Annotated in this window: 26 protein-coding genes and 2 riboswitches; of the genes, 9 read left to right on the forward strand and 17 right to left on the reverse strand. The window is 66.7% G+C overall.

Annotation, left to right across the window (positions count from 1 at the left end):
* Nucleotides 1-20: 20 nt before the first annotated feature.
* The 6 genes from ACZ5YA_RS09985 to ACZ5YA_RS10010 all read right to left on the reverse strand — a co-directional run bounded on the left by ACZ5YA_RS09985 (nt 21) and on the right by ACZ5YA_RS10010 (nt 5,654).
* On the reverse strand, nt 21-677 hold the full coding sequence (locus ACZ5YA_RS09985; protein ID WP_054452712.1) for a methionine ABC transporter permease: 657 nt from the start codon (nt 675-677) through the stop codon (nt 21-23).
* A complete protein-coding gene (locus ACZ5YA_RS09990) occupies nt 658-1,764 on the reverse strand; it encodes a methionine ABC transporter ATP-binding protein (RefSeq protein ID WP_464092440.1) in 1,107 nt (368 codons plus the stop codon). Before ACZ5YA_RS09990 ends, ACZ5YA_RS09985 begins: the two co-directional genes overlap by 20 nt.
* 15 nt (nt 1,765-1,779) lie before the next feature.
* Nucleotides 1,780-2,595: a MetQ/NlpA family ABC transporter substrate-binding protein gene (locus ACZ5YA_RS09995; RefSeq protein ID WP_464092441.1), complete on the reverse strand. Its 816-nt coding sequence runs from the start codon at nt 2,593-2,595 to the stop codon at nt 1,780-1,782.
* 155 nt (nt 2,596-2,750) lie between these two features.
* Entirely contained in the window at nt 2,751-3,176 is a 426-nt protein-coding gene (locus ACZ5YA_RS10000; RefSeq protein ID WP_464092442.1) for a CopD family protein, read from the reverse strand.
* Nucleotides 3,177-3,269: 93 nt separating this feature from the next.
* Nucleotides 3,270-4,130: a DUF2242 domain-containing protein gene (locus ACZ5YA_RS10005; RefSeq protein WP_464092443.1), complete on the reverse strand. Its 861-nt coding sequence runs from the start codon at nt 4,128-4,130 to the stop codon at nt 3,270-3,272.
* A gap of 147 nt (nt 4,131-4,277) precedes the next feature.
* Complete coding sequence (locus ACZ5YA_RS10010; RefSeq protein WP_464092444.1) at nt 4,278-5,654, reverse strand: spinster family MFS transporter; 1,377 nt, start codon at nt 5,652-5,654, stop codon at nt 4,278-4,280.
* A 149-nt stretch (nt 5,655-5,803) separates the two neighbouring features.
* On the opposite strand from ACZ5YA_RS10010, the gene ACZ5YA_RS10015 reads away from it, so the two are divergent.
* From ACZ5YA_RS10015 to ACZ5YA_RS10025, 3 genes are all read left to right on the forward strand, one after another.
* Nucleotides 5,804-6,787: a cupin domain-containing protein gene (locus ACZ5YA_RS10015; RefSeq protein ID WP_464092445.1), complete on the forward strand. Its 984-nt coding sequence runs from the start codon at nt 5,804-5,806 to the stop codon at nt 6,785-6,787.
* 117 nt (nt 6,788-6,904) lie between these two features.
* Nucleotides 6,905-8,002, forward strand: a complete 1,098-nt coding sequence (locus ACZ5YA_RS10020) for an NAD/NADP octopine/nopaline dehydrogenase family protein (protein ID WP_464092446.1) — start codon at nt 6,905-6,907, stop codon at nt 8,000-8,002.
* 7 nt (nt 8,003-8,009) lie between these two features.
* A complete protein-coding gene (locus tag ACZ5YA_RS10025) occupies nt 8,010-9,014 on the forward strand; it encodes a 3-hydroxybutyryl-CoA dehydrogenase (RefSeq protein ID WP_165867969.1) in 1,005 nt (334 codons plus the stop codon).
* A gap of 17 nt (nt 9,015-9,031) precedes the next feature.
* Here the strand turns inward: ACZ5YA_RS10025 and ampC are convergent, their stop codons facing one another.
* Complete coding sequence (gene ampC, locus ACZ5YA_RS10030; RefSeq protein WP_410469176.1) at nt 9,032-10,192, reverse strand: class C beta-lactamase; 1,161 nt, start codon at nt 10,190-10,192, stop codon at nt 9,032-9,034.
* A gap of 128 nt (nt 10,193-10,320) precedes the next feature.
* Nucleotides 10,321-10,413: riboswitch (glycine riboswitch) on the forward strand.
* Nucleotide 10,414: 1 nt separating this feature from the next.
* Nucleotides 10,415-10,506: riboswitch (glycine riboswitch) on the forward strand.
* 44 nt (nt 10,507-10,550) lie between these two features.
* Between ampC and ACZ5YA_RS10035 the strand changes: the two genes are divergently transcribed.
* Together ACZ5YA_RS10035 and ACZ5YA_RS10040 are read left to right on the forward strand one after the other, a co-directional pair.
* The gene (locus ACZ5YA_RS10035; RefSeq protein ID WP_464092447.1) at nt 10,551-11,780 is read left to right on the forward strand and encodes a D-amino acid dehydrogenase; all 1,230 of its coding nucleotides are present in this window, start codon (nt 10,551-10,553) and stop codon (nt 11,778-11,780) included.
* Nucleotides 11,781-11,930: 150 nt separating this feature from the next.
* On the forward strand, nt 11,931-12,113 hold the full coding sequence (locus ACZ5YA_RS10040) for a hypothetical protein (RefSeq protein ID WP_124260413.1): 183 nt from the start codon (nt 11,931-11,933) through the stop codon (nt 12,111-12,113).
* A 141-nt stretch (nt 12,114-12,254) separates the two neighbouring features.
* On the opposite strand, the gene ACZ5YA_RS10045 is transcribed toward ACZ5YA_RS10040, so the two are convergent.
* Complete coding sequence (locus ACZ5YA_RS10045; protein WP_464092448.1) at nt 12,255-13,562, reverse strand: metal-dependent hydrolase family protein; 1,308 nt, start codon at nt 13,560-13,562, stop codon at nt 12,255-12,257.
* Between the two features lie 66 nt (nt 13,563-13,628).
* On the reverse strand, nt 13,629-14,411 hold the full coding sequence (locus ACZ5YA_RS10050; RefSeq protein WP_059372587.1) for an alpha/beta fold hydrolase: 783 nt from the start codon (nt 14,409-14,411) through the stop codon (nt 13,629-13,631).
* A 258-nt stretch (nt 14,412-14,669) separates the two neighbouring features.
* Between ACZ5YA_RS10050 and ACZ5YA_RS10055 the strand changes: the two genes are divergently transcribed.
* Complete coding sequence (locus tag ACZ5YA_RS10055; protein WP_464092449.1) at nt 14,670-15,524, forward strand: helix-turn-helix domain-containing protein; 855 nt, start codon at nt 14,670-14,672, stop codon at nt 15,522-15,524.
* Between the two features lie 34 nt (nt 15,525-15,558).
* Here the strand turns inward: ACZ5YA_RS10055 and nadB are convergent, their stop codons facing one another.
* The 7 genes from nadB to ACZ5YA_RS10090 form a co-directional block, all read right to left on the reverse strand.
* On the reverse strand, nt 15,559-17,121 hold the full coding sequence (gene nadB, locus ACZ5YA_RS10060; RefSeq protein WP_464092450.1) for an L-aspartate oxidase: 1,563 nt from the start codon (nt 17,119-17,121) through the stop codon (nt 15,559-15,561).
* 20 nt (nt 17,122-17,141) lie between these two features.
* A complete protein-coding gene (nadA, locus tag ACZ5YA_RS10065) occupies nt 17,142-18,281 on the reverse strand; it encodes a quinolinate synthase NadA (protein WP_118934730.1) in 1,140 nt (379 codons plus the stop codon).
* A 146-nt stretch (nt 18,282-18,427) separates the two neighbouring features.
* Entirely contained in the window at nt 18,428-19,216 is a 789-nt protein-coding gene (locus tag ACZ5YA_RS10070) for a PhzF family phenazine biosynthesis protein (protein ID WP_464092451.1), read from the reverse strand.
* Between the two features lie 93 nt (nt 19,217-19,309).
* Nucleotides 19,310-19,807: a transporter suffix domain-containing protein gene (locus ACZ5YA_RS10075; RefSeq protein ID WP_059372576.1), complete on the reverse strand. Its 498-nt coding sequence runs from the start codon at nt 19,805-19,807 to the stop codon at nt 19,310-19,312.
* A 14-nt stretch (nt 19,808-19,821) separates the two neighbouring features.
* Nucleotides 19,822-20,880, reverse strand: coding sequence for a DUF2955 domain-containing protein (locus ACZ5YA_RS10080; protein WP_464092452.1), 1,059 nt, complete (start codon nt 20,878-20,880; stop codon nt 19,822-19,824).
* Complete coding sequence (locus ACZ5YA_RS10085) at nt 20,870-21,979, reverse strand: HlyD family secretion protein (protein ID WP_464092453.1); 1,110 nt, start codon at nt 21,977-21,979, stop codon at nt 20,870-20,872. Before ACZ5YA_RS10085 ends, ACZ5YA_RS10080 begins: the two co-directional genes overlap by 11 nt.
* Nucleotides 21,972-23,519, reverse strand: a complete 1,548-nt coding sequence (locus tag ACZ5YA_RS10090; protein WP_464092454.1) for an efflux transporter outer membrane subunit — start codon at nt 23,517-23,519, stop codon at nt 21,972-21,974. Before ACZ5YA_RS10090 ends, ACZ5YA_RS10085 begins: the two co-directional genes overlap by 8 nt.
* A 245-nt stretch (nt 23,520-23,764) precedes the next feature.
* Here ACZ5YA_RS10090 and ppk2 point away from each other — a divergent pair, with 245 nt between their 5' ends.
* The 3 genes from ppk2 to ACZ5YA_RS10105 all read left to right on the forward strand — a co-directional run bounded on the left by ppk2 (nt 23,765) and on the right by ACZ5YA_RS10105 (nt 25,469).
* The gene (gene ppk2, locus ACZ5YA_RS10095; RefSeq protein ID WP_059372564.1) at nt 23,765-24,586 is read left to right on the forward strand and encodes a polyphosphate kinase 2; all 822 of its coding nucleotides are present in this window, start codon (nt 23,765-23,767) and stop codon (nt 24,584-24,586) included.
* Nucleotides 24,587-24,632: 46 nt separating this feature from the next.
* Complete coding sequence (locus ACZ5YA_RS10100) at nt 24,633-24,887, forward strand: hypothetical protein (protein WP_059372561.1); 255 nt, start codon at nt 24,633-24,635, stop codon at nt 24,885-24,887.
* A gap of 135 nt (nt 24,888-25,022) precedes the next feature.
* Nucleotides 25,023-25,469 (forward strand): SRPBCC family protein, encoded by a 447-nt coding sequence (locus ACZ5YA_RS10105; RefSeq protein WP_059372558.1) that lies wholly within the window; start codon nt 25,023-25,025, stop codon nt 25,467-25,469.
* A gap of 22 nt (nt 25,470-25,491) precedes the next feature.
* On the opposite strand, the gene ACZ5YA_RS10110 is transcribed toward ACZ5YA_RS10105, so the two are convergent.
* The gene (locus ACZ5YA_RS10110) at nt 25,492-26,076 is read right to left on the reverse strand and encodes an SAM-dependent methyltransferase (RefSeq protein WP_306636669.1); all 585 of its coding nucleotides are present in this window, start codon (nt 26,074-26,076) and stop codon (nt 25,492-25,494) included.
* Nucleotides 26,077-26,085: the final 9 nt, after the last annotated feature.

Raw genomic sequence — 26,085 nt, forward strand, 5'->3', positions numbered from 1 at the left:
AGCGTTCCTGTGTTTTCGGGTCAGCGTTTGTGGTCGGCGCGGCGCGACAGCCATTCGCCGGTGAATTGCACAATGGAGACCAGCGCGATCAGGATCACGATCACCTCGAACATCACGCGGGTCTCGTAGCGTTCGTAGCCGTAGCGGATGGCCAGATCGCCCAGGCCGCCCGCGCCTACGGCGCCCGCCATGGCCGAAGCGTTGATCATCGCGATGACGCTGACGGTCATGCCGCCGATGATGCCCGGCAAGGCTTCCGGCAACAGCACGTGGCGCACGATGTGCCAACGGCGGCAACCCATGGCCCTGGCCGCCTCCACCAGCCCGTGATCCACGTCGTTCAGGCTGACCTGGGCGATGCGCGCGAAGAACGGCACCAGATTGGCCGATAGCGGCACGATGGCGGCCCAGGTGCCCAGTGTGGTGCCCACCAGAAAGCGCGTGAACGGCAGCATCGCCACCAGCAGGATGATGAAGGGGATGGCGCGGAAGGTATTGACCGTCACCGACAGGACCTTGTTGAAGCGCGGCCGGGGATACAGATTGCCCGGCGCGGTGACGGTCAGCACCACGGCCAGCGTCAGGCCGAGAACGATGGCGATGACGGCGGACACGCTCACCATCGCCAGGGTCTGCAGGAAAGCCTGCAGGTATTTATCAAGCATTGGCAGCGACATAACCCAGCACCTTGATCTGATCGGCCACCAGCGCGGCGCGCGCGGCCTCTTCCTGTAATGCGCCCGCGGGCACGGACACCAGCAGGCTGCCCTGCGCATGGCCGCGCAGGCGGTCCAGTCCGCCGTGCAGCAGCGTCGCGCCGGGGCCGAGCGCGGCCAGCGCCTGCAAGGACACGCCGTCCGGACGCCCCTGCCCCGTAAAGCGCAGCCGCAGCACGGCTACGCCCGCGCGGCCCTGCAGGTCAGGCACCAGCCTGCTGGCGAGATCGGGCGGCAAGTCGTGCTGCAAGGGCCGCAGCAAGGCGCGCGTGGCGTCGGCCTGGGGATTGCCGAACACGCGCCAGACCTCGCCTTCCTCGACCTTGCGGCCGCCGTCCAGCACCAGCACCCTGTGGCAGACCTCGCGGATCACCGCCATGTCGTGCGTGATCAACACCACCGTCAGGCCCAGCTTGCGGTTGATGTCCAGCAACAAGGCCAGGATGGCCTGCGTGGTTTCCGGGTCCAGCGCCGACGTGGCTTCGTCGCACAGCAGGATCTCCGGTTCATGCACCAGCGCGCGGGCGATCCCCACCCGCTGCTTTTGGCCGCCGGACAGTTTTGCCGGATAAACATCGGCCTTGTCGCGCAGCCCCACCAGCTCCAGCAGTTCCTCTACCCGCGCCCGCGCCGCGGCGGGCTTGACGCCCGCCACGCGCAAGGGCAAGGCCACGTTCTCGGCCACCGTCTTGGCCGACAGCAGATTGAAGTGCTGGAAGATCATGCCGATGCGGCGGCGCAGGCCCACCAGCGCGTTTTCGTCCAGGCCGCCCGCGTCCACGCCGCCCACCAGCACGCGGCCGGCGCTGGGCCGCTCCAGCATGTTGATGGAACGCAGCAGCGTGGACTTGCCCGCGCCGCTGCGGCCGATGATGCCGTAGACCTCGCCGCGGGCGATGGCGAACGACACGTCGGACAGCGCGGCCACCGGCCCCTGCGCCCCCTCGTAGCGCTTCTGCAGCCCTTCGAACACGATGTGCGCATCTGCGGCCTGGGTTCGCGGCGCGGCATCGGCCAGCGTGGCCATGGAGAATTCGTGTTGCATCATTGCCCGGCTCCGATCTCAGAAAACCGGAATCACCGAGCCTTCGTACTTGCTCAGGATGAACTGGCGCACTTCCTCGGAGTGATAGGCCTTGACCAGTTCAGGCACCCAGGGCGCGTTCTTGTCCTGTTCGCGCACCGCGATGATGTTGACGTAAGGATTGTTTTCCTTCTTCTCCACCGCGATGCCGTCGCGCGTGGCGATCAGCCCGACCTGATAGGCGAAGCTGTTGACGATGGCCGCGGTGTCCACGTCCGGCAGCGAACGCGCCAGCACCACGGAAGCGCTTTCCACGAAGTTGAGCTTCTTGGGGTTGGAGGTCACGTCCGCCAAGGTCGCCGTGCCGGTGGCCGGATCGAACCCGTCCTTCAGCGTGATCAGGCCGTGGTCGCGCAGGATGACCAGCGCGCGCGTCTGGTTGCTGGGGTCGTTGGGAATGCCGACGCGGGCGCCTTCGGGCAGCTCATTGAGCGACTTGTACTTCCTGGAGTAGAACGCGATGGGCGAGATCAGCGTGTTGGCCACGGACACGAGCTTGTAGCCGCGCTGCTTGATCTGGTCGTTCAGGAAGGGAATGTGCTGGAAGGCATTGGCGTTCAGGTCGCCGTTGTTGAGCGCCTCGTTCGGGCTGGCGGTGCCGGTGATCACCACGGGCTCGACCGCCAGGCCGTTCTTCTTGGCGACCTGGGCCACCACTTCCCAGATCTGCTCGTCGACGCCGCCGCGCACGCCCACCTTCAGCGGCTTGGGATCGGCCGAAAAAACCGGGCCATGGAACATTGCCGCCGAAGCCAGCACCGCGCCCAGCAGGCGCTTGAAGAAACGGGAAGTCATGTTGGAATCGCCTCTCAGGCTATGCGGTTATGAGAGAAACGATTCTAGGGAGGGGGACGGACCCGGCGAACGAATAGTTCGTTGAGTCCTTATTACAGGGGCGTTTGGTTATGGCGGCTGGGCATATGGTCCCGGCACATGCCCCGCCGCGCGGATCAGAAGGGCTTGACGACCACCAGCGTCACGATGGCCGCGGACGCGATGACGGTGAAGGGCGCGTACAGATCCACCAGCGGCGGACGCTGGGCGCTGCCATTGGCCATGCGCCGCAATGCCGCGCTCTGGATGCCGAGCAGCGCCGACAGCGCCAGCGCGAAGCCCACCTTGATCCAGATCCAGGTCATGGCGAACCAGCCGAAGGTCATGGCCAGGTGCAGGCCGACCAGCCACGTGAGCACCATGGCCGGCGTGGTCACGTAGAGCGTCCAGCGGCGCAAGGCGCCCAGCATCTTGCGTTCCTTGGGCGCTTCTTCACTGTCCTGCGGCTGCGAGGACAGCAGGAACAGGGACACGAACAGCGATCCGCCCAGCCAGGCGACCACGGCCGCCACGTGTAGCATTTTCAGGAGTTGATAGGTCATGATGACCGCGATTATCGCCGGATGCGGACCGCGCCGTGTATCGGCACGGCGTATCCGTTTGCGCTACGGCAAGCGGCGCCCGGCAACGCAGCCTTACTTGGCCGCCTCGGGGCTGGCCGGGGCGGCGGGCGCGGGAGTCGATGCGGGCGCGCTGGATGCGGGGGCAGCAGATGCAGGGGCAGCAGATGCGGGCGCGGAAACTGCGGGTGCAGGCGCCGCCGGCGCGGGAGCCGCAGCGGCGGGCGCGGCCGGCGAACTGGAGCCTCCCGCGGCAGGTGTTTTCGGCGTTTCGCTGCCGCCGTTGGCCGCGGCCGGATTCAAGGTATCGGCGGGCTTGTCGGGAGATTCCGCCGGCTCGGCCGGCGCGGCCTTGGGTTGCGCCTTGGCCCGGCCGCCTGCGGGCGCATGCGGCGCGGCGGCGGCCTGCGCGTCCGGCAGGAAACGCTGTAGCAGCTGGAAGAAGCCTTCATAGAACTTGGGCCGCGCAACCGTCTGGCTGCCCGTCTTCACCAGCGAATCGTCGCTGGACCCGAACGGCATGGACACCTGGCCCAGCACGCTCACGCCCACGCTGGCCGAGCTATTGGTGCGCTTGATCGAATAGCGGTCCTGCACGGCGTTGGCAAACACCGTGGCGCGCTCATTCGCGCTGCCATCGGAGGCGCATTCGATGTTGAAGGCAATCTGCGTATGCTGGCCGTTTTCGTCCTGGAAATTCTTGTGCCCCGTGACCCGCGAACCCTCGAACTTGTCGATGTTGTAGCCCTGGCTCAGCAAGGCGCGGCGGCCCGCGTCGCAGGCGGCGACGTTACTCGCATCGACGGTGCGCGAGTAAGTGTTGTTCTGGGTGAAGTCTTCTTTTTCGAACTCTGGCTTGGGGGATGAGCATCCCGCCAGAACGCCCACCAGGGCAACGGACAGGGCCAGCGACGGACTGCGGGGAAAACGGGGCATGAATTGGGGGAACAGTAATGCGTCAAGCGTCCGTTATAGCGCATCCCCGGCACCATTTCTTTTACGAGGAATGTGCAGTTCAACGGAGAGGTAACAGAGTTCAAAAAAAGGGCCGCATCGCGGCCCGGGCAGCCCTGGCTGCCTCGTTCAGGGCGACACGCGCGCAGGCGCGAGCGGCGGCGCCTCCTGCGCCTCCAGGTTCAGGCTGCGCGGGTAATGCTTGCAGCCCGCGGCCAGCAGGCCGATGCACAACACCGTGGCCACGCCAACCAGGACCGACATGGACTGCCCTACCGCTGCCGGGTTCTTGAACAGCCGGTCCGTCAGCATGGCCACGGCGGTGGTGCCCAGGCCCAATCCGATCAGGTTCGAGATCAGCAGGAACAGCGCCGATACCTGGGCGCGCAGCTGATTGGGCGGCAGTATCTGCATCGCGGCGGTCGAGGTCGGCATCGGAAACGAGGCGAAGAACATGGCTGGCAGCAGCAAGCCCACCGACCACCACAGCGAATCGACCTGGGTGAAGACCACCGCAGGCAGGGCCATGCCGGCCGCGCCAATCACGCCAGCGCGCAACGGCGCATCGCTGTAGCCCCGCTTGGCCAGCCAATCCATCAGCCAGCCGCCGCAGAACACCCCGGCGGTATTGGCGACCAGCACCACCACGCCCAGCATGTAGCCGGCTTCCGAGGGCGACATGCCGAACTTGCGCATGTAGAACGCCGGCGTCCAGCCCAGCAGTGCGAACAGCACCATCGCATAGAACGAGAAGCCCAGGTAGTGGCAGAAGAAGGTGCTGCGATGGCGCCCCAGGAAGCGGAAGGTATCTTCCATGGCGGGCTTCTGCACCTGCCCCGAGGCATTGCGCCGCAAGCCCAGCCGCTGCGGATCGCGCACCGTCAGCAGGATCAGCAGCGCAATCAGCAGGCCAGGCAATCCCACAATGAAGAAGGTCACCTGCCACGGCCGCATTGCGCCTATCCACGGCAAGGCAACCGTATCCACGCTCTTGAGCAGGTTGATGACGTAGCCGCCGATCAGGAACGCCATGCCGCCGCCGATGAACGAGCCGATCGAATAGATCCCGACGGCGCGCCCCAGCTTCTCGCGCGGGAACATGTCGCTGAGCATGGAGTACGTGGCGGGCGAGAGCGCCGCCTCGCCCACGCCCACGCCGATCCGCGCGAGAAACATCTGCGCGAAATTGCGCGAAAGGCCACAGGCCGCCGTGGCCAGGCTCCAGAACGCCACGCCGATCGCGATGATCCGGGGCCGCGAATAGCGATCCGCCAGCAAGGCTATCGGTATGCCCATGAAGGCGTAGAACAAGGAGAACGCCAGCCCGTGCAGCAAGCTGAATTGCGTGTCGGACAGCTGCAGGTCGTGCTTGATGGGTTCGATCATCAGCGCCAGGATCTGCCTGTCGACGAAGGAAAATATGTACGCTAGCATGCATATCACCACGACGTACCACTCGTAGGCGTAGCTAGGTTTTGATCCGTGCCGCGGGCTGCCGTCAGTCATGGTTTGTTTCCCTTGTATGGTGGTGAGATCTGCCCATGCCCAAGGGCCGGGTTGTGTCTCACTTGCTTGCAGGCCCATCTTTTGTAGGTCTTTGCGCAGCCAGCCTCTATACGCCTGACGCAACGACTGTTCCCGCTGCGCAGGAAAGCATGTTCAACGACACCAATCCGCTGGACCGCCATTGCTTGCTGGACTCGGGCAACATCGCCGAGATCAAGGACCAGGTCAGCCAGCACCTATGGTCGCACCGCATGTGCGTTCCCCCGGGAAAACCCCTGCAATCGCGCCTGTACGGCGTCTTCTTCGGCAACGCAGCCTTGTTCGACCTGCACTATGGCGCGGAAGTCGAGATCGACGCCGGCGACATCGCCAGCTACTACCTGATCCGCATCACGCTGCAAGGCTCCGGGCTGATCACGCTGGGCAAGCGCAGCGCGTCGATGAACGCGGGTAGCCTGACCATTTCCTCGCCGTCCGAGCGCAGCGTGATCCGCATCGGCCGCGACTGCCGCAACCTGATCCTGCGCATCGAGCGCGAGGCGCTGGAACGCCAGTTGCAGCGGCTGCTCGAGCGCCCCGCCAAACAGGCGCTGGTGTTCGACCTGCAAATGGATGCCGACGCGCCCGGACCGGTGGCAGTGCGCGAAACGCTGGACTATCTGTGCCGGCTATACCGCCATCCCGCCATCGAAGGCGTCACGCAAACGCTGGCCGCCGGCTTTTCAGACTACCTGTTGACGCTGCTGCTGACCCAGCTGCCGCACAACTACTCCGAGGCCTTGCAGGCAGACCGCCGCCAACCGCTGCCCCTGCATGTGCGGCGCGCGCGCGATTACATAGAAAGCCATCTGGACCAGCCGCTATCGCTGACGGACCTGGCGGCCCACTGCGGCGTCTCCGTGCGCACGCTGCAAAACGGCTTCTCGCAGTTCCTGAAGCAAAGTCCCAGCGACTACGTGCGCAACCAGCGGCTGGCCCAGGTGCACGCGGCGCTTGCGCAAGCCGGCGAAGGCGACAGCGTCACCGACATCCTGCTGCGGCACGGCATTTCCAGCTTCGGGCATTTCGCCATCCACTATCGCAAGCGCTACGGCTGCCTGCCGTCGGACACCCTGCGCCAAAGCAGGCATTAGGCGTTGCACGGCAGCGCCAGGATTCGCTTGCCGGATCGGAACGCCGCTTGCGCGTTCGGCGCAGCCCCGCCAGCGCGCCGCCGCTAGGATCAAGGCTCCATCAGACGGAGCTTGACCATGAGAATCAGCGTCATAGGCGGCGGCCACGGCTGCTACGCGGCAGCGGCCGAGCTGTTCGAGAAAGGCCATCACGTGCGCTGGTGGCGCCGGGACTGGACGGCCTTCCAGGACTTGCGGGATGCGGGCGCGCTGACGGTCACCGACTATCGCGGCAGCCGCCAGATTCCGCTGGGCGACGGCCCCCGCCAGTTGCAGCTGGTGCGCGACCTGGCCACTGCCGTGGAGAATGCGGAGCTGCTGGTCATTCCCCTGCCTTCCACCACCCACGAAGCGCTGGCCCGGGAATTGGCGCCGCTGCTGCGCGACGGCCAGGTCGTGTTCCTGCCGCCGGGCACCTTCGGCTGCTACGTCTTCGCCCGCGCCATGAAAGAAGCAGGAAATGCCGCGAACACGGCCTTCGCCGAGACCGGCACCCTGCCCTACCTGGCCCGCAAACATGGCGAAAAAGTCGTGATCAGCGGCTACGCCACCCGCCTGCCCACCGGCGTCTTTCCGCGGCGGCTGTCGGAGCAGGCGCTGGCCGTGGTCCATCGCGCCTACCCCAGCATCGAACCGATAGAGGACGGGCTTTCGGGCGCGCTGATGAACGCCGGCCCCATCATCCATCCGCCGCTCATCATGATGAATGCAGGGCCGCTGGAACACTTCGACAAATGGGACATCCACAACGAAGGCACCCAGGCCTCCATACGGCGCGTGACCGACGCGCTGGACGCGGAGCGCATCGCCATCCGCGTGGCCCTGGGCTATGCCGCGCCGCACTTCCCGTTGGCCGACCACTATGCCGCCGAAGGCGATGAATGGATGTACGGCCGCGGCGCCCATGGCAGGCTCACCGACAGCGGCGACTGGCGCGAGGACATAGACCTGCACACGCACCGCTACATGCTGGAGGACACGCGGCTTGGCCTGTCATTCCTGGTGTCCGCCGGCCGCTGGGCGGGCGTGCCGACGCCTGTCGCACAAGGCCTGCTGAGCCTGGCCAGCGCGGTCACGGGACGCGACCTTTACGCCGAAGGACGCACGTTCGAACGCCTGGGCCTGGACCGCCTGTCGCGCGCGGACATGCGCCAGCTTCTGGCCAAAGGCTGCTGACACGGAGATGCAAGCCATGAACGAAAGACTCTGCGTAATCGGCGCCGGCCGCATGGGCGTGGGCATCACGCTGTCATACATCCATGCCGGACTGGACGTCACGCTGATAGACATCAAGCCGCGCCCGCCCGCCGAGCAGGCCGATTACTTCGCACGCGTGCGGGACGATCTGCGCCGCGAACTCGGCATCCTGTGCAGGCTGGGCTTGCTCGATGCCGCGCAGGCAGAGGTGGCGCTGGCGCGCATCCGCCTATGCACGCGCGAGGATGCCGAAGCAGATCTGCGGCAGGCGCGCGTGGTGTTCGAAGCCGTGCCTGAACGCCTGGACGCCAAGCGCGATGCCTTTCTGTGGTTGGGAGCGGCCTGCGCGCCGGACAGCATCATCGCGTCCACCACGTCCACCTTTCTGGTCACCGAACTGGCGGAGCTGGTGCAAGGTCCGCAGCGCTTCCTGAACGCGCACTGGCTCAACCCCGCCTACCTGATACCGCTGGTGGAAGTGAGCCGCGGCCCCCAGACCAGCGAGGCCGCGACGCAAGGGCTGCTGGCAGCGCTGCGCCTGGCGGGCAAGAAGCCCGTGCAGTGCGCCCCCGCTGCCGGCTACATCGTGCCCCGCATCCAGGCCCTGGCCATGAACGAAGCGGCCCGCATGGTGGAGGAAGGCGTGGCCAGCGCCGAAGACATCGACACGGCCGTGCGCCTGGGCTTCGGCCTGCGGTTTTCGGTTCTGGGGCTGCTGGAGTTCATCGACTGGGGCGGCGGCGACATCCTCTACTACGCCTCGCGCTACCTCGCCGATGCCATCGATCCGCGCTTCGCCTCGCCTGCCGTCATCGCCAGCAACATGGAACAAGGGCGCAACGGGCTGCGCGACGGCCAGGGCTTCTATGACTACGCCGGCATGGACGTAAATGCCTACAAGATGGAGCGGCTGGCGCAATTGTGCAAGCGTCTGGAAGTGATGGACCTGTTGCCCCGCCACAACGCGGCAAGGCAGCCGCCCGCGCGATAGCGCGCCGGCCTGCGCGCCTACTTTTCCAATTCGCCCAGGATCCGGTACGCCAGCCGGACCCTGGCCTCGTTCGGATAGTTGCGGTTGGCCAGTATCACGATGCCCAGCTTCTTCGACGGCACGAATGCCACATAGCCGCCGAAGCCGTTGGTCGAACCCGTCTTGTTGATCCACACGGCCTCCTGCGGCGGCAGCGGCGGGTTCAATGCGGTCACGGGCTGGCTCTGGCTGTTGTAGTTGCCGGCATTGGCCGTCAGCAACGCGTCCAGCGTCGCCGGATAGCGCAATTGCTCCCAGGCCAGGTCCTGGGTCATGTCGCCCAGCTGGTAATAGCCGACGTGCGTCTGCGCAATCGCGCCGCGCAGTTCGGCATCGGCAAGGTTCAAGCCCATGTTCGCGTCGACGAAGCGGATCAGGTCGCGCGCGCTGGTCTTCACGCCATAGGCTTCGTCGGCCAGCACGCCCGGATTCACGCGCACGGGCGCATCCTGCTTGTTGTAGCCCTGCGCGTAGTCCGCCATCCTGGCGGCCGGCACGTCGATGTAGGTGCTGGTCAGGCCCAGCTTGGGAAACAGGTCCCGCTCCATGGCCGCCTTGAACGGCCGGTTCAGGCTCTTGGCCGCAACCACGCCCAGCATGCCGATGCTGGGGTTGGCGTAGGTGCGATACGTGCCAGCGGCATGCTCGGGCTTCCAGGCCTTGAGGTAAGCCATCATCTGCGCCTGGTTCGTGACCGCGTCGGGCACCTGCAAGGGAAAGCCGCCGGTCGTGTGCGTCCCCAGGTTGATCAGGCTCAGTTTGGCGAAGTCGCTGCCGGCGAGCTCGGGCAGATACTTGGCCGGGCTGTCGCTCAGCGCCAGGCGGCCGCGCGCCTGTGCGTAGGTTGCCAGGGTTGCCGTGTAGGTCTTGCTGATGGAGCCGATCTCGTACAGCGTGTCGCTGTCGGCCCGCCTGCCGGTTTGCCTGGATGCCACGCCATAGTTGTAGAAATGTTGCGTCCCGTTGCGGGTCACGGCGATCGACATTCCCGCAATGCCATGTTCGCGCATGACGGCCTGGACCGCCTCGTCGACCTTGCTGTCGGTCTCCGCCTGTCCGGCCTGCGCCAGCCCGCAGCCTGCGGCCATCAGCGTAAACAATCCCGTGCGCAGCATGCTGTTCAAGCGCATTCTCGTCATTCCCTGTCGTGTCGGATCGGTGGCGCCGCGACGGCGGCGCGCAAGCATCGTAACGCGGCGCGGCGCCTTATTGGTACTAACCCTTGGTCTCATTCTGGGGGATTTTGGCTATCCTCGCCTCGTCGATCCAAAACCCCGCAGAAGAGACCTGCCCCCCGCGGCAGGCGCCGACGGAGCAACCGCCCCGGAAACTCTCAGGCAAACAGGACTGCGCGGTCTAGACAATCTGGAGAGAGGCGCGGATTGCGCCCACCGAAGGGGAACCCGCCGCCGCCTGCGCCGCGGGTGAAGCTCTCAGGTACAGAGACAGATGGGGTGCTGCGGCCGGGTGGCCGCGGCCACTCAATCTGGAGCCATCATGCCCCGCATCGCCATCATTGGCGCCGGTATCACCGGCGTCACGTCCGCCTATGCCCTGAGCAAACTGGGATACCACGTCACCGTCTACGACCGCCAGCGCTATCCGGCCATGGAGACTTCCTACGCCAACGGCGGCCAGCTATCGGCCAGCAACGCCGAGGTCTGGAACAGCACCGCCACCATCATGAAAGGCCTGCGCTGGCTCGGCCGCCACAACGCGCCGCTGCTGCTCAATCCCCGCTTCAGCTGGCACAAGTACTCCTGGCTGGCGCAGTTCATCGGACAGATCCGCAACTACCGCCGCAACACCATCGAGACCACGCGGCTTGCCATTGCCGCGCGCCAGCACCTGTACGCCATGGCGGAAGAAGAAGGCATAGATTTCGACCTGGAGCGCCGCGGCATCCTGCACATCTACCACGACGCCGCCAGCTTCGAGACCGCGCGCCGCGCCAATGCCCTGCTGCAGGAAGGCGGGCTGGAACGCTACGCAGTGTCGCCCGAGGAAGCGCGCAGCATCGAACCCACGCTGCAAACCCCTTGCCATGGCGGCTTCTACACGCCCTCGGACGCCACCGGCGACATCCACAAGTTCACCAGCGGCCTGGCCCGCGCCTGCGAGCGCCGCGGCGTGCGCTTCGCGCAGGACGCCGACATCCGCAACATCAGCGTGGACGGCGCGCCCTACGTGCTCGACGTCGCGCGCGAGGGCGGCGCGCGCCGCGAGCAGCACGAGGCCGACGCCATCGTCGTCTGCGCCGGCGCCGTCAGCCGGCAGTTCGCCAGGCAGCTGGGCGACACGCTCAACATCTACCCGGTCAAGGGCTATTCCATCAGCGTGCACCTGGACGACGCCGCCAGCCAGGCGGCCGCACCGCACGTCAGCCTGCTGGACGAAGCCGCCAAGATCGTCACCAGCCGCCTCGGCGACCGCTTCCGCGTGGCCGGCACGGCCGAGTTCAACGGCTTCAACATGGACATCCGCGCCGAACGCGTGCAGCCGCTGGTGGACTGGACCCGCAAGCACTTCCCCGGCATCCGAACTTCGCGCGTGGTGCCGTGGTGCGGGCTGCGCCCCATGACGCCGAACATGATGCCCCGCGTCGGCCCGGGCAGGCGGCCGGGCGTGTTCTACAACACGGGGCATGGGCATCTGGGCTGGACCTTGTCGGCGGCGACGGCGCAGATGCTGGCGGCTAGCGTGAGGGAGGGGGTGGGAGAGGCTTGAGTTGAGGCGAGCAAACCCAGCATTGATGCAACCAGGTTTGCTCGTACCGCTTCGCCTACTTTCTGTCCGAATAATGGGATAAAAGCCGGCGGATAAGTGAACTCCAGTCTACAGTTGCACCTGTCGGTACTTGCACTGGAGGCCCATGCCGTGAAACGCTCGCATCAAGACCAGGCGATTCCATACTGCAATCGCAGCGGGGATAAGGCGGAAGCCTATGCCCTGCTCAAGCTAATCGATCGAGGCCGGCGCGAAATATCGCAGGGAAACGTCATTCCTGCGGGCCACGTCTTTGCCCAATTTGAAGCAATGGACAAAGATGCCGAGGAATGACACTCCCGATTGCATTTCTTCCGCCCGTGGTGAATCTGTTCGCGGAAATTGATCTGCAAGCTCAATAATGCAAGCTCGCTACCAATGCTCAGGTCCCGACGCTGCGCGCTCCAACTCCTTGTGTGTGTAACGCCGCGTCGGTCAATGTACTAAGGCCGCATCCCTGTCTTCGGCAGTCAGCAGTTCCGCGTCCGCATCGTGCCGGAGACTGTCCTTGCACACCTCCCCATCCTTCACAACCAGCAAGATCCTCTCCGGATCCACCAGCAGCGACAGATCCTTCAGCGGATCCCCGTCGACCATGACCACGTCCGCCAGATAGCCGGGACGCAGCATGCCCAATTCGTGCGGGCGTTGCATGATCTCGCCGCCCAGCCGAGTGGCGGACACCAGCGCTTCGGTCGGGGTCATGCCGATGTAGTCCACGAAGTATTGCAGGTCGCGGGCGTTGGTACCATGCGGCATCCAGGCAAAGCCGTAGTCGCCGCCGGGCAGGATGCGGATGCCCCGCTTGTGCATCTTGCGCAGCGACTCCGAGGCGATTTCCAGTTCGCGCTTGTAGCCCATCTGCTCGGCGATGGCGGGCGTGATGCCGTACTCGGACGCGTTGAAGGCCGTCCTGATCAGCCAGCCTATGCCCGGCGCGACGAAATGGCTGTCTTTCCTGGCTTCCAGCATGTCGAGCGCCTCTTCATCGGCAAAGCTGGCGTGGTAGATCATCTCGATGCCGTGGCGCACGCATTGCTTGACCGACTCGCTGGAACGCGCGTGCGCCGCGACACGCTTGCCATAGCGCTTGGCCTCGTTCGCCAGCATGGCGATCTCGTCTTCTGCGAACGGCGACATCTCGGCCGGCAGCCCGGCGATGTACTCGCCGGACAGATTTATCTTCAGGTGATCGACACCGTATTTGATGAAGGTGCGCGCCGAGCGCCGGATCTCTTCAGGGCCACAGCACACGCTGCCGAAGCTAAGCTCGTCGAACGGCATGTGCGGCAGCGAGTTGTCGCCCAGCGCGCCTATGGTGGTGATCTCCTGGCTGCCCGCCAGGTAACGCGGCCCCGGGCATTCGCCGGCGTTGATGGCGTTACGCAGCACCACGTCCAGGCGCGGCTTGGCCGCGGCCGCGCCGATGGCCGAGGTCCAGCCCATTTCCAGATAGCGTTTGGCCACGCGCACGCACCAGAGAATGTGCTCTTCCGGCGGCATGAACTGGATCGCCGCCAGCGTGGGCTGGTCGTTCCAGGAGAAATGCGTGTGCGCTTCCGTCATGCCGGGCATCAGGAAGCGGCCGCGCCCGTCGATGAGGCGCGCGCCCTCCCGGCTCACCTGCTCAGGCGCGCGCGCGACCTGCGAAATGCGCGCGCCGTCGATCAACACCTCGCCTTGAAAAGGCTGCTCGCCGCTGCCATCGAAGATGGCGACATTGGTAATGGCAATTTTGGACATGACAGGTCTCCTCCGGCCCGCGTCGAGGGGCCGATTTCTTATGTTGAAACGCCTGGAAAACGTGGCCTAGCGCAGCGCCGCGTGGAACTCCCGCAGAGCCTGCATGCAGGCTTGGGGCTTTTCGTAGGTGGTCCAGTGGCCGCATCCGTCCAGCACGATGCGGCGGCTGCCCGCGATGCGCGCGGCCAGGGCGTCAACGTTGGCGGGCGGCGCCACGCCGTCCTGGTCGCCGGTAATCAGGACAGCCGGTACGCCTATCGTTTCCGCGGCGGCCGGCTGTGCATCCGCCAGCGCCTCGCAGCTTTGCGCGTAGCCTTCGGGCGGCTGGCGCATCACGCTTTCGCGCACCAGCGCCAGCACGGCGGGCTGATCCTGCCTGGTCTGGGCGCTGGTCGCGCCCTTGACGATGGCGTCGGCGATCTCCTGCATGGCCGCATCGCCGCCGCGGGCCAGCGCCGCCCGCGCGCGGATGCCGGGCCGGCCCGCGTCGGGCGGCGCGGCCAGCGGGCCGAACAGGGCCAGCGACTTGACCCGGCCCGGATGCGCCACGGCAAGATGCTGGGCCACGATGGTTCCGAGCGAATGGGCGGCGACATGCGCCGCATCGACGTCCAATGCGTCCAGCAGTCCGGCCAGCGCGTCCACATAGACAGCGATGGACAGGCGCTTTTCGCCCAACGCCGAGCGCGCGCTGCCCGGCAGGTCGGGACGGATCACGCGGAAGCCGTCGAAGGCGCCCATGACGGGCGTCCAGGTATTCGAGGAACCGCCCAGGCCGTGTATGCACAACAGTGCCGGCCCCTCGCCGTCGATCTCCACGGCCATGCCGTTGACGTGTTGCGTGCTCATGCCGCCGTCTCCCTTTATCTGAACAGTCGCTGTCTGCATCGGCATTGCGCCGACGATTTTTCAGGACTGTATCGGCGCAGGCGGCGGCGCGCTTATCGCCGGGTGCGCGGACTTATCGCAGAGTCAGATTTTGTGCCTAGTGAATACACCTAGCGTGGAGAAGCGCGCAAACGCCCATAAAATTCCCGGAGCGCCGCACCCGCCCGCACGCAAGCCCAGGCTTGCGCGGCGAGGCGATAAGAAAAACGGGAGACAGAGATGCAGGAGACCTACGCCTTGCACGAAGGCGCGTTCGGCCGCGCCGTCGTGCTGGAACTGCGCGACGACCTGATCGCGCACGCGCATGCGGAAGTGCAGCTGGCCCTGTGGCTGGGCGGCGCGCGCGTGCTGGGGCATGTCGGCCAGACTCCGGTCCCCTACAGCGAACATCTGGCGCTAGGCACCAATACGTACGAATCGCACGACGCCAGGCTGCTTGAACGGTCGGGCCCGGCCATTTTCCTGGTGCTCTACATCGCCAAGCCCTGGCTGGACGAACGGCGCGCCGCCACGGGCCGCCCCTTCCACTTCGCGGCGCCGGGCGTGCCCATCGACGCGGCGGTGCGCCAGGGCTGTTGGCGCTTGCTGCACAAGATCGTCGCGCCGCAGGACCACCCCGGCGCGGACCTGGATGCCGAGGTCGAGGCCCTGCTGCAAGCGGCGATCGAATCGTCCATCGAGCCGGATCGCCCGCGCAACCAGATGCCCGCGGCGCCGGCGCTGGACCGCCGGCTGCGCGCGGCGATCGCCTACATGCGCGAGCACGCCCATGAACCGATCACGGCGGAAGAGGTCGCCAGCCGCGTGGGACTGTCGCGCGGCCATTTCTTCGCGCTGTTCCGAGATCAGCTCAATACCACGCCGCAAGTCTTCTGGAGCGCCGTGCGCGTCGAAGAAGCCGTGCGCCTGCTGGTGCACCAGGAGCAGCCCCTGACCTCCGTGGCGCTGGACCTGGGCTTCTCCACGCCCGGCAATTTCTCCCGCTTCTTCCGCGAGCACATGGGCGTGTCGCCGTCGCGCTTCAGGCGCGCGGCGACGGGCGCCGCGCAGCATCTGCTGACCGGGGTTTCCTGAGCCGCCGGCCGGCCGGAAACTGCCCTGCCCGCGCCTACGCGGTTGCGGCAGACGCGCGCGGCCGCAAATCCACGGCGTCCGAGCCAGGCCGGTCCCGGTTGAAATGCGCCCCCCTGCTCTCACCGCGCGCACTCGCCGCCCGCACGATGAGATCAGCCGCCAGGGCGAGGTTGCGCAGCTCCAGCAATTCCAGGCTCAAGCCCTCGCGCAGCAACCGCGCGTCCGTCTCTGCTCGCAGCGGACCGATGAATGCGGCCGCGCGCGCCAGCGAGGCATCGCTGCGCAGCACGCCCACGTCCCGGCTCATCAACTGGCGCAGGTCGCGCCGCAGCCGCGCCAGATCGGGCGACGCCGGCACGGCGGTTGCGTCGGCAGCCGGAGTTCGATGCGGAACATCGGCCGGCACCTGGCCCAAGATGTCTTGCGCGGCAGCCCGTCCCGTCACCACGCACTCCAGCAGCGAATTGCTGGCCAGACGGTTGGCGCCGTGCAGTCCGGTGCATGCGGCTTCGCCCACCGCGTACAAGCCGGACAGATTGCTGCGTCCGGCCTGGTCGGCAACGATGCCGCCGCAGGTGTAATGCGCGGAGGGCGCAACCGGGATGGGAGTCGTCGTAATGTCGACGCCCAGCGCCAGGCAGCGCGCCTGGATGGTAGGAAAATGTTCCCGCAGGAATCCCGGCGATTGGTGGCTGATATCCAGGTACACGCACTCCAGCGCATGGCGTTCCATTTCGCCCTGGATCGCACGGGCGACGATATCGCGCGGCGCCAACTCGGCGCGGGCATCGTAGGCCGGCATGAAGCGCGCGCCATCGGGCAGGCGCAGTATGCCGCCCTCGCCGCGCACCGCCTCGGAAATGAGGAATCCTCCCGCTTGCGCATGGTGCAGGCCGGTAGGATGGAATTGCGTGAACTCCATGTTGGCGATCCGGCAGCCCGCGCGCCAGGCCATGGCGATGCCGTCGCCGGTCGCGGCCGGCGGCGCGGTAGTCGTCTGGTATGCCTGCCCCGCGCCGCCCGTGGCCAGCACGACATGGCTGGCGGACGCATCGAAAATCCGTCCGCTGCGCAGGTCCAGCAGGCGCACGCCGCGGCAACGCGCCGCAGCCGTACCTGCGGCGCCGTCCAGGATCAGGTCCACGGCGCAATGCGCCGGCAGCAACGTGATGCCGGCTTGCCGCCGCACGCGGTCCTCCAGGGCCGCGACGATGGCGCTGCCGGTCGCGTCCGCCGCGTGCGCGATACGGCGCAGGCCGTGCCCGCCTTCACGCGTCAGATGCAATCCGCCGAGCTCCGGCGTGAACGCGACGCCCTGCTCCTGCAGCCAGGCTATCGCGCCGCACGCCCGGGAAATGATGTTCCGCGTGGCCGGCAGATCGCACAGGCCGGCGCCCGCGACCAGGGTATCGTTGACGTGCGCCTCGACGCTGTCGTCGGCGCCCAGCGGCGCGGCAATGCCCCCCTGGGCGCGGTTGCTGGCGCTGTCGCGCAGTTCGCCCTTGGACACGAGGGCGACCCGTTTGCGCGGGGCCAGTTCCAGCGCCGCGGCCATGCCGGCCAGGCCGCTGCCGATGATGATGACGTCGAATTCCATGAGCGGACCTCCGCTAGTCCCTAGGCCGGCCCGACGCTGGCATACAGCGCCGTGTCGCGCGCGAAGTCGCCGCTGGCCTGCACGCGGCGCTTGCGCCGTTCCGCGAAGTCCAGCATGCGGTCGATCGGCGCCTTGGCGCGCAGGCCCAGCGCGGGGTCCAGTGTGATTTCGTTGCGACCATGCTCCAGCGTCCCGGCCAGGTTGCCCAAGGCATTCATGGCCATCCAGGGGCAATGCGCGCAGCTCTTGCAACTGGCGCTGTTGCCCGCGGTGGGCGCGGCCAGGAAGGTCTTGCCGGGCGCTGCGGCGCGCATCTTGTGCAGAATGCCCTGGTCGGTCGCGACGATCAGCAGCTCCGCGTCGAACTTGCGCGCGGCATCGATCAGCTGCGTGGTCGAGCCCACCACGTCGGCCTGCGCCAGCACGGCGGCGGGCGATTCCGGATGCGCCAGCACCTTGGCTTGCGGGTGCTCGGCGCGAAGCAGTTCCAGTTCGGTGCCCTTGAACTCGTCATGCACCAGGCAGGACCCCTGCCACAGCAGCATGTCGGCGCCGGTCTGGCGTTGCACGTAGTCGCCCAGATGGCGGTCCGGCGCCCACAGGATTTTCTCGCCGCGCGCATGCAGGTCGGCGATCACGTCCAGCGCAATCGACGAGGTCACGACCCAGTCCGCGCGCGCCTTCACTTCGGCGCTGGTATTGGCGTAGACCACCACCGTCCGATCCGGATGGGCATCGCACCAGGCGGCGAAATCGGCGGCCGGACAGCCCAGGTCCAGCGAGCAGGTGGCGTCCAGGTCCGGCATCAGGATGCGCTTGTCCGGGCTCAGGATCTTGGCGGTCTCGCCCATGAAGCGCACGCCGGCCACCACCAGCGTGCGGGCCTCATGGTCGCGGCCGAAGCGCGCCATCTCCAGCGAGTCGCCGACGCAGCCGCCGGTCTGTTCGGCCAGTTCCTGCAACTCCGCATCGACGTAATAGTGCGCGACCAGCACGGCGCGCTCCCGCGCCAGCAGTTCGCGTATGCGCGCCACGCAGGCGGCGCGTTCGCTGGCTGGCAAGGGTTCGGGCACGCGGGCCCAGGCCTGGCCGACGGCGCTGGGGCAGCTCGGTGTGGCAGGCAGATCGAATTCGACGTACCGGCGATTGGGGGTGTCCATGGACGCGTCTCCTCGCGAGATTTTATGCTCATATTGAGCATTTATTGGGCAAAAAAAGAGCACGGCTTATGCTAGTGTTGAGCATAAACCGTGTCAACGTCTCTTTTGTTACGCCGCCGCGAGCCGGGGCAGCGCCCCGCCCGGCCTCAGATGAAGATCGTGCCGCGCAGGTACAACGCCGCCTGGCCGCTGATGATCACCCGGCCGTTATCCAACACCTCGCATTGCAACTGCCCCTTGCGCGCCCCGCCCTGCTGCGCGCTCAGGCTGCGCTTGCCCAGGCGTTGGGCCCAGTACGGCGCCAACGAGGTGTGCGCCGAGCCGGTCACCGGATCCTCGTTCACGCCCACCCGCGGCCCGAACCAGCGCGACACAAAGTCGAACTGCCCAGACGGCGCCGTCACCGCCACCCCGCGCGTGTCGAAGCCCGCGAGCGCGGCGAAGTCCGGCTTCAGGGCATCGATGCGCGATTCATCGTCGATCACCACCAGATAGTCGTCCGTCTTGTAGAACGCCTGCGCGCCCGGCAGGCCCAGCGCCTGCAGCAGGCCCGGCGGGATCGGCTGCGCTTCGGGCCGCTTGGCTGGAAAATCCATCGCCAGCCGGTCGTCCGCGCGACGCACCTGCAGTTCGCCGCTGCGCGTGGCAAAGCGCAGCACGTCTTCCGTTGCGCCCAGCTGTTCGAACAGCACCCAGGCCGATGCCAGCGTGGCATGGCCGCACAGGTCCACCTCCACCGCGGGCGTGAACCAGCGCAGTTCGTGGACATCGCCCTTGCGCACGAAGTAAGCGGTTTCGGACAGGTTGTTTTCTTCTGCGATGCGTTGCAGCGTTTCGTCCGGCAGCCAGGCCTGCAGCGGCACGACCGCCGCGGGGTTGCCGCCGAAGGGCGCGGCAGTGAAGGCGTCTACCTGATAGATGTCGAGTTGCGGCATGGCGGGTCCTGGTTGATGGCTGAGGTTGCGCGTCGGAACGCGAGCCGGCATTTTCCTACGAAAACGCCGGCTTCGATCGTGGCGGCCTGCCCGCTAGACCGTGCGCACGAACAGCGCCCTCAGCTTGTTCCAGAAATCCCCACCCAGCACGAAGAAGCTGGCAATCAGCATGAGGTCTCCGGCCAGCTGGGCCTGCCACAGATTGGGCCGCAGGCCTGGCCACATTTCGTCTATGTAGGGTTCCAGCGCCGAGGTCAGGATGGGCAGCAGGAACATGACCAGGCCGATGGCATGGCGCACGGGGCCAACCTTCTGCACGGGAGCGAGTTTCTTGGCCTGGCCGAACACGATGGACTTCAGCCGCTGGAAGCCCTCCTTGCCCATGACTGCGATGCAGCTCAGCAGCAAGACCTTGTTGGCGATGAAGATGGTGCCGGTCAACGCGGCGATGCGCGGACCCGGCACGTCCATATAGCCCGCCACCGGAAGGAGGAACCACAGGGCGAAGGCGATGATGAACAATCCGATCCCGCATTTGAAGCGCCACCCCGCCGAGTGCGAGGGTGGGGCCGGTTCGTCTGGCAATGACATGGCTGCCTCCTGATTCAAGCGTCTGAGGGGACTGCGGTTGAAGGATTCCGCCGGGATTCCCGGCTGTCCGGCGCCCGGGGTTCGAGCAGGCGCAGCATCAGGCAGGCATAGAGCGTGACGCCGATGAACAAGCCCATGCGCACCGCGAACGCGGTGTAGACGTCCTTGCCGGCGGCGCTGTCCTGCACTGACTGGCCCAGCAGGATGACGAGCGTCACCAGCGTGTTCAGCCAGAAGCTGGGCGGATGGCGGGTCGGAACCAGCCGGTAGAGCTTGCGCGCGGCCATGAGGCCGAACAGCAGCATCCAGAGAAAGAACATCCACAGGTTCACGAACAGGCTCAAGGCGCACCAGAAGGCGACCGCCAGCGCGCCGCCCAGCAGGGTCGAGCCCAGCAGTTCGCGGGCCGCGCCCTGCGCGGCGGTGACGCAGCTCTGGCGCCCCAGGCTGACCGATTTCAGGATGATGGGCATGTAGCCCAGCGGGTCGGTCAGCGCCAGCAGGAACGCCGGCATCACCACGAGCGCGGCCCGCAGGGCCAGCCGGCTGGCCGCGTCCGGCGGCAGGACCGGCGCCGCGGGCGGCGCGGGCGCGGCCGCTGGCTCGGGGAACAGCAGATGGCAGCCGCCCAGCGCCAGGACCGCGACCAGCAGCCCTTTGCCCAGCGCTTCGATCACCAGGGCGGCCAGCGCGAAGTCGACGGTGCCGGCGGCGGAAATCATGGTCAACCCGATGATGAGAAAGGTCGACAGCAGGTTGTTGCCGCCGCGCAGGCCGTGACGGAAGGCGAAGTAAAGGCACAGTGCGATGAGCAGCACCCCGCTCAAAGGGTAGTAGCGCAGCAAGGGACTCAGCAGCAGGCCGATCGCGGTGGCAAGCAGCGCCATCAGCAGCAGGCCCAGCCCGCTCTTTAACGACAGGGGCCGGTTCATCGATGCCAACAGCATGACGCCCAGCACCGGCGCGACCATGGGGATGGGCAGGGCCAGGCCGTAGCTGATGGCCGTGCAGAAGGCGGTGCCCGCGCCCACGCGCAGGGCGCGTCGCCCGCGGGGATCGGGATCAGTATGCATAGGAAAGCCAGCTCATCAGCCGCATGTATGCGCGGCCCAGCAGGTTGAGCGGATTGCCGGAACTGGGAAACGCCATGACCTCGGCCTGGCCGCCCACGCGCACGCCGCTCAACGCCGGCAAGTCGCCGGGATCGAATTCCACAATGACTGGAAAGCGCTGCGCGGGCCGCAGCCAGTCGCGGCTGTTCTGCACCGTGGGCAGGCTGCCAGGCGGCGTGCCGGGCCCCACGTTGACGCCATACCCGACGCTGCGCACGCGGCCCTTGAAGATCTGCCCGGGCAGCGCGTCCAGGATGATGGCCACCGGCGTGCCGGGCTCCATGTGGCCCAGGTTGTTCTCGGTCATTTCAGCGCTGATCCAGACGTCGTGGATCGCGATCAGCGTCATGACGGGATTGCCGGCGGCTGCGAATTGCCCGGCGTCGGTGCGCAGGTCGGTGATCAAGCCTGCGGAACGCGCCCGCACCTGCGTATTGGCCAGGTCCAGCTCGGCTTTCTCCACGGCGGCGGCGGCGCTGCGCAGCTTGGCGTTGTCTTCCTCGCTGCCGCCTTCCTGTTCGCGCGCGCGCTGCACCTCGGCGCGCGCGGCCGCGACCTGGCTGATGGCCTGCGTCAGATTCGCCCGCGCGATTTCCAGCCGCCGCAGCGATACGGTGCCCTGATCCTGGCGGTATAACCCTTCGAGCCGGGTGCTGTCCTGGCGGGCTTTCAGCTCGTTGGCCTGCGCCGCGCGCAAAGAGGCCTGCGCCGAATCGATGCCCGCGGTGCCGGCGCCGATCTGCCTGCGCGTGGACTCCAGGTCCGCGCGGGCGCGGTCGACGGCAATGCGGTAATGCTCCGGGTCGACGTCGAACAGCGCCGCGCCAGCTTCGACGTCCTGGTTGTTGCGCACATACACCCGGGTCACGCGCCCCGAAACCTCGGAGGCCACCGGCACGACAAAGGCCTGCACCCGCGCCTGCTGCGTGTACGGCGTATAGCGGTCGGCCAGCAGATACCAGGCCAGGCTCAGCACGATGAACAGGACCGTCCAAAGGACGCCCTTTTTTGCGGGATCCGGCGCGGGGGCCGCGGCGGGCGGGGACGGCGAGTCACTCATCGGATCGCACCTTTTGAGCGGACACGGCGGCGGCGGAGGCAGGCGCCGGTTCGGATAGCAGATCGCCCCAATCGGTGCGCTGCCGCATCTGTTCGCGGGTCGCCGGGTCGAGCACCGGCTCCGCGCTATACCAGCCGCCGCCCAGGGCCTTGTAGAGGGCGATGAGGTCGCTCACGGCGCCGCCCCGGTTCACGACGTACGCATCCTGCTGGACGGCCAGCGCCTGCTGCGCGTCCAGTACCCGCTGGAAATCGGTATAGCCTTCGCGGTAGAGCGCGTTGGCCAGCGTGAGCGAACGCCCCGCGGCCTGCGCCGACTGCTGCAGGATGCCGTCGCGTTCCAGCGCCTTGATCAGGCCGCTGGCCGCGTCGTCGGCTTCGCGCGCCGCCTGCCGGACGTCGTCCTGGTAGGCCACGATCAGCTGCTGCAGCCGGGCGTCCTGCACCCGCACATTGTTTTGCAGGCGGCCGTGGTCGAACACGTTCCAGCTGAGGACGGGGCCGGCCAGCAGCGCGGCGCCGCCCGCCGTGCCCGCCAACGAGGTGGCGGACCAGGCGATGCTGCCCAGCAAGGTCAGCGAGGGATAGAGGTCCGCCGCGGCCACGCCCACCTGCGCCGACTGCGCGGCGATGCGCAGTTCGGCTGCGCGGACGTCGGGACGGCGCAGCAGCAGATTGGCGGGCACGTCCTGCAGCACGGCGCGGTCGACCAGCGGCACCTCCGCCGTCTTGTCGTCCAGTTCCGGCATGGGACCGGGCGGCCGGCCCGCCAGGACCGCCAGGGCGTTGCGGGTCCGCATGATCTGGCTTTCGAATTCGGGAATGGTGCCGAGCGTGCTCAGGTACTGCGTGCGGGCCTGCTGCAGGTCCAGTTCGTCGGTCTCGCCGCTGCGGAACAGCTTTTGCGTGATCTCGTAGCTGCGCTTCTGGATGGCGGCATTGTCGCGGGCGATCCGCAGCCGCGCCTCGGCGGTGCGCAGCGCGTAGTAGCTCTCGGCCACCTGCGCGTGCAGCAGCACCAGCACGTCGTCGCGATTGGCCTGGGCCTCGAAGTACAGGGCGTCGGCCGACTCGATGGCGCGGCTGAACCGGCCCCAGAAGTCCAGCTCCCAGCCTATGTCGAGGCCGGCGCTGTATTGCCAGAAGCTGCTGGGGCGCAGGTTGCCTTCGGCCGAACGCGAGGACCGGTGCTGGTAAAGGGCGTTGGCCCCGACCACCTGGGATTGCGGGTAGCGCCCGCTCTGGGCGATGCCCAGCTGCGCGCGCGCTTCCATGATGCGCAGGCCGGCGATGCGCAGGCCCGCGTTATTGGCGTCGGCCTGGGCGATCAGGGCCTCCAGGATGGGATCGCCGAAGATCTGCCACCACTGCCGGGCGTCCGGCTGCAATTGCTGGCGGCTGGCCTGCTGCAGCGCGGGTGTGCTCCAGTCCGCGGCCCAGCTGGTGCGCTGGGGCTCGAAGTCCGGCCCCACACGCATGCAGCCGCCCAGGCAGAGCATGCCGATCAGCAACAGCCGATTCGAACAGGTCAGCGGCGACATCGGGTATCGGGTCCGTGTAGAGCCTAACCGCCAAGGTCCACGACGCAGCTCCAGCCTTGCCGAAGCGCGGCGTGCGAATTGATTCTATTGACCTTTTCCGCTTACCGCCAGCGGATCGTTTTGACGCAGGCACTAGATAAAAAGTACTGCTGCGGCGAGCTTGTGTACAAGCGCCAACGGTCGGCGCTACAGTGAAAAATTCGAACCCTCCCACCCTTACCGCGCAGCATATTCTGGAGTCCGTCATGAACGCTCAGAAGAAAGCAGCAACAGAGGACAAACCGCTGGCGCAAGCCAAGCTCTCGGGCAAGAAATACGCCGAGGAACTGGCCCGGCTGCACGTGGAACTGGTCAGGCTCCAGGAATGGGTCAGCCAGACGGGCGCCAAGGTCTGCATCCTTTTCGAAGGACGCGACGGCGCCGGCAAGGGCGGGACGATCAAGGCAATCACCGAGCGCGTCAGCCCGCGCGTGTTCCGGGTGATCGCCCTGCCCGCCCCCTCGGACCGCGAGAAAACCCAGATGTACGTGCAGCGCTACCTGCCCCACCTGCCGGCCGCGGGCGAGATCGTGATCTTCGACCGCAGCTGGTACAACCGGGCCGGCGTCGAGCGGGTGATGGGGTTCTGCTCCAAGGACGACGTCAAGATCTTCCTGAAAGGCGTGCCGCTGGTTGAACGGGCCATCATCGGCTCGGGCATCATCCTGCTGAAGTACTGGCTGGAAGTCAGCGAGGAAGAACAGACCCGCAGGCTGCAAGCCCGCATCACGGACGAGCGCAAGGTCTGGAAGCTGACCAAGATGGACCTGGATTCCTACAGCCGCTGGTACGACTACTCGCGCGCCCGCGACGACATGTTCGCGGCCACGGACACCAGCGTATCGCCCTGGTTCGTGGCGCAGTCGGACGACAAGAAAAAGGCGCGCCTGAACATCATCAGCCACCTGCTCTCCCAGATTCCGTACAAACGCATGCCGCGGGCCAAGGTCAAGCTGCCCAAGCGGCAGAAGGCGGGCGGCTACCGCGATCCGGGGCATCCGTTGCGCATGGTCCCCGCCAAATTCTGAGCGGCGCTCGCCTCCGACGCCCGCGGAGTCCCCAAGGAGAACGATCATGGCTGCCCTGCTGATCAACCAAGTGGAAGAAAGCACCTCGGACGAGGACATCCGGAGTTTTCTCATGAAGTACGGCTTTCCGTCCTTCGACCGCATCCAGCGCGTGCCGAGCGAGGGGGAGCGGCCAGCCGTCCTGGTGACGTTTGACGGCACGGGTCCCGAGGAGCTGCGTGCGCTCGCGCCCCGCATCCATCAGGTGTTCTGGAAAAACCACACCATCGCGGTACTGGTGATGCGCGAGCCCATCGAATAAGGGGCCGCATTGCACCCGTCCAAATCGTGACCAGATGTGCTTTTTAAGGGTTTGTCCCAGGATTCCGGCTGTCGATTTCCGGTCAACTCGTACGTCGTGTCAGTACGCACAACTTTCCTTAAAGGCGGACTCACCATGACTACCGGAACCGTAACCCTCCACCGCGTAATGCGCGCGCCGGCCGAACGCATCTATCGGGCCTTCCTGGAGCCCGACGCGATCGCGCGCTGGCTTCCCCCTTACGGCTACACCTGCCAGGTCCATCAACTGGACGCCAGGGTCGGCGGCATGCACAAGATGTCGTTCCGCAATTTCGGCACGGGCCATAGCCACGACTTCGGCGGCGAATACCTGGAATTGGCGCCGGGCCAGAAGATCCGCTATTCAGACCAGTTCGACGATCCGAACCTGCCCGGCCGCATGCAGACCACCGTTACGCTGCGGCAGGTCGCCTGCGGCACGGAGGTGAGCATCGTGCAGGAAGGCATACCGGCGGCGATACCGCCGGAGATGTGCTATCTGGGCTGGCAGGAGTCGCTGGCGCAACTGATGCGGCTGGTGGAACCGGAGATTCCCGAGTGAGGGGCGGGCCTGCCGCCCGCCTTCACTTCTTTCTGGCGATGAACTGCACCACGCATGCCGGTCCCGTGTGGAATATGCCCTCGATGACGTCGCGTTCGATTTCCCGCGCAAGCAGCACCTGGCAATCCGGAAACTCCTGCTCCAGGTCCGCGCGCGCCATCAGCATGTCCGCATCCGGGGGGCCGCCAGTGCCACGGCCGAACTGCGCCTTCCGGTATGCCTCCAGCAAGATGATGCCGCCTGGCCGCAAGGACCGTTCTGCCAGGCGGTGCAGTCTCTTGCGCACATGGCTGGGCGTGTGGGCGAAGATCGACACGATGGCGCCAAAGGAGTCCGGCGGCGGCTCGTACTCGGCCAAGTCCGCCTTTTCGGTGCGGATCGATACGCCCTGCGCCCCCGCCAGCCTGCGCGCCTTGGCCAGTCCGACCGCGGAGCCGTCCACGCCAAGCACGTCCAGACCCAACGAGGCCAAGAAGACGGCATTGCGTCCCTCTCCTTCGGCCAGGCTTAGCACCGGCCCGCAGAGCAGGCCGGCGTTTTCCGCCAGGAAGGCGTTCGGCTCGGTTCCATACACGTATTCTTCAACGGCGTAGCGTTCATCCCACATCTGCTTGAA

Source organism: Achromobacter sp. JCM 18799 (genome assembly GCF_055395645.1).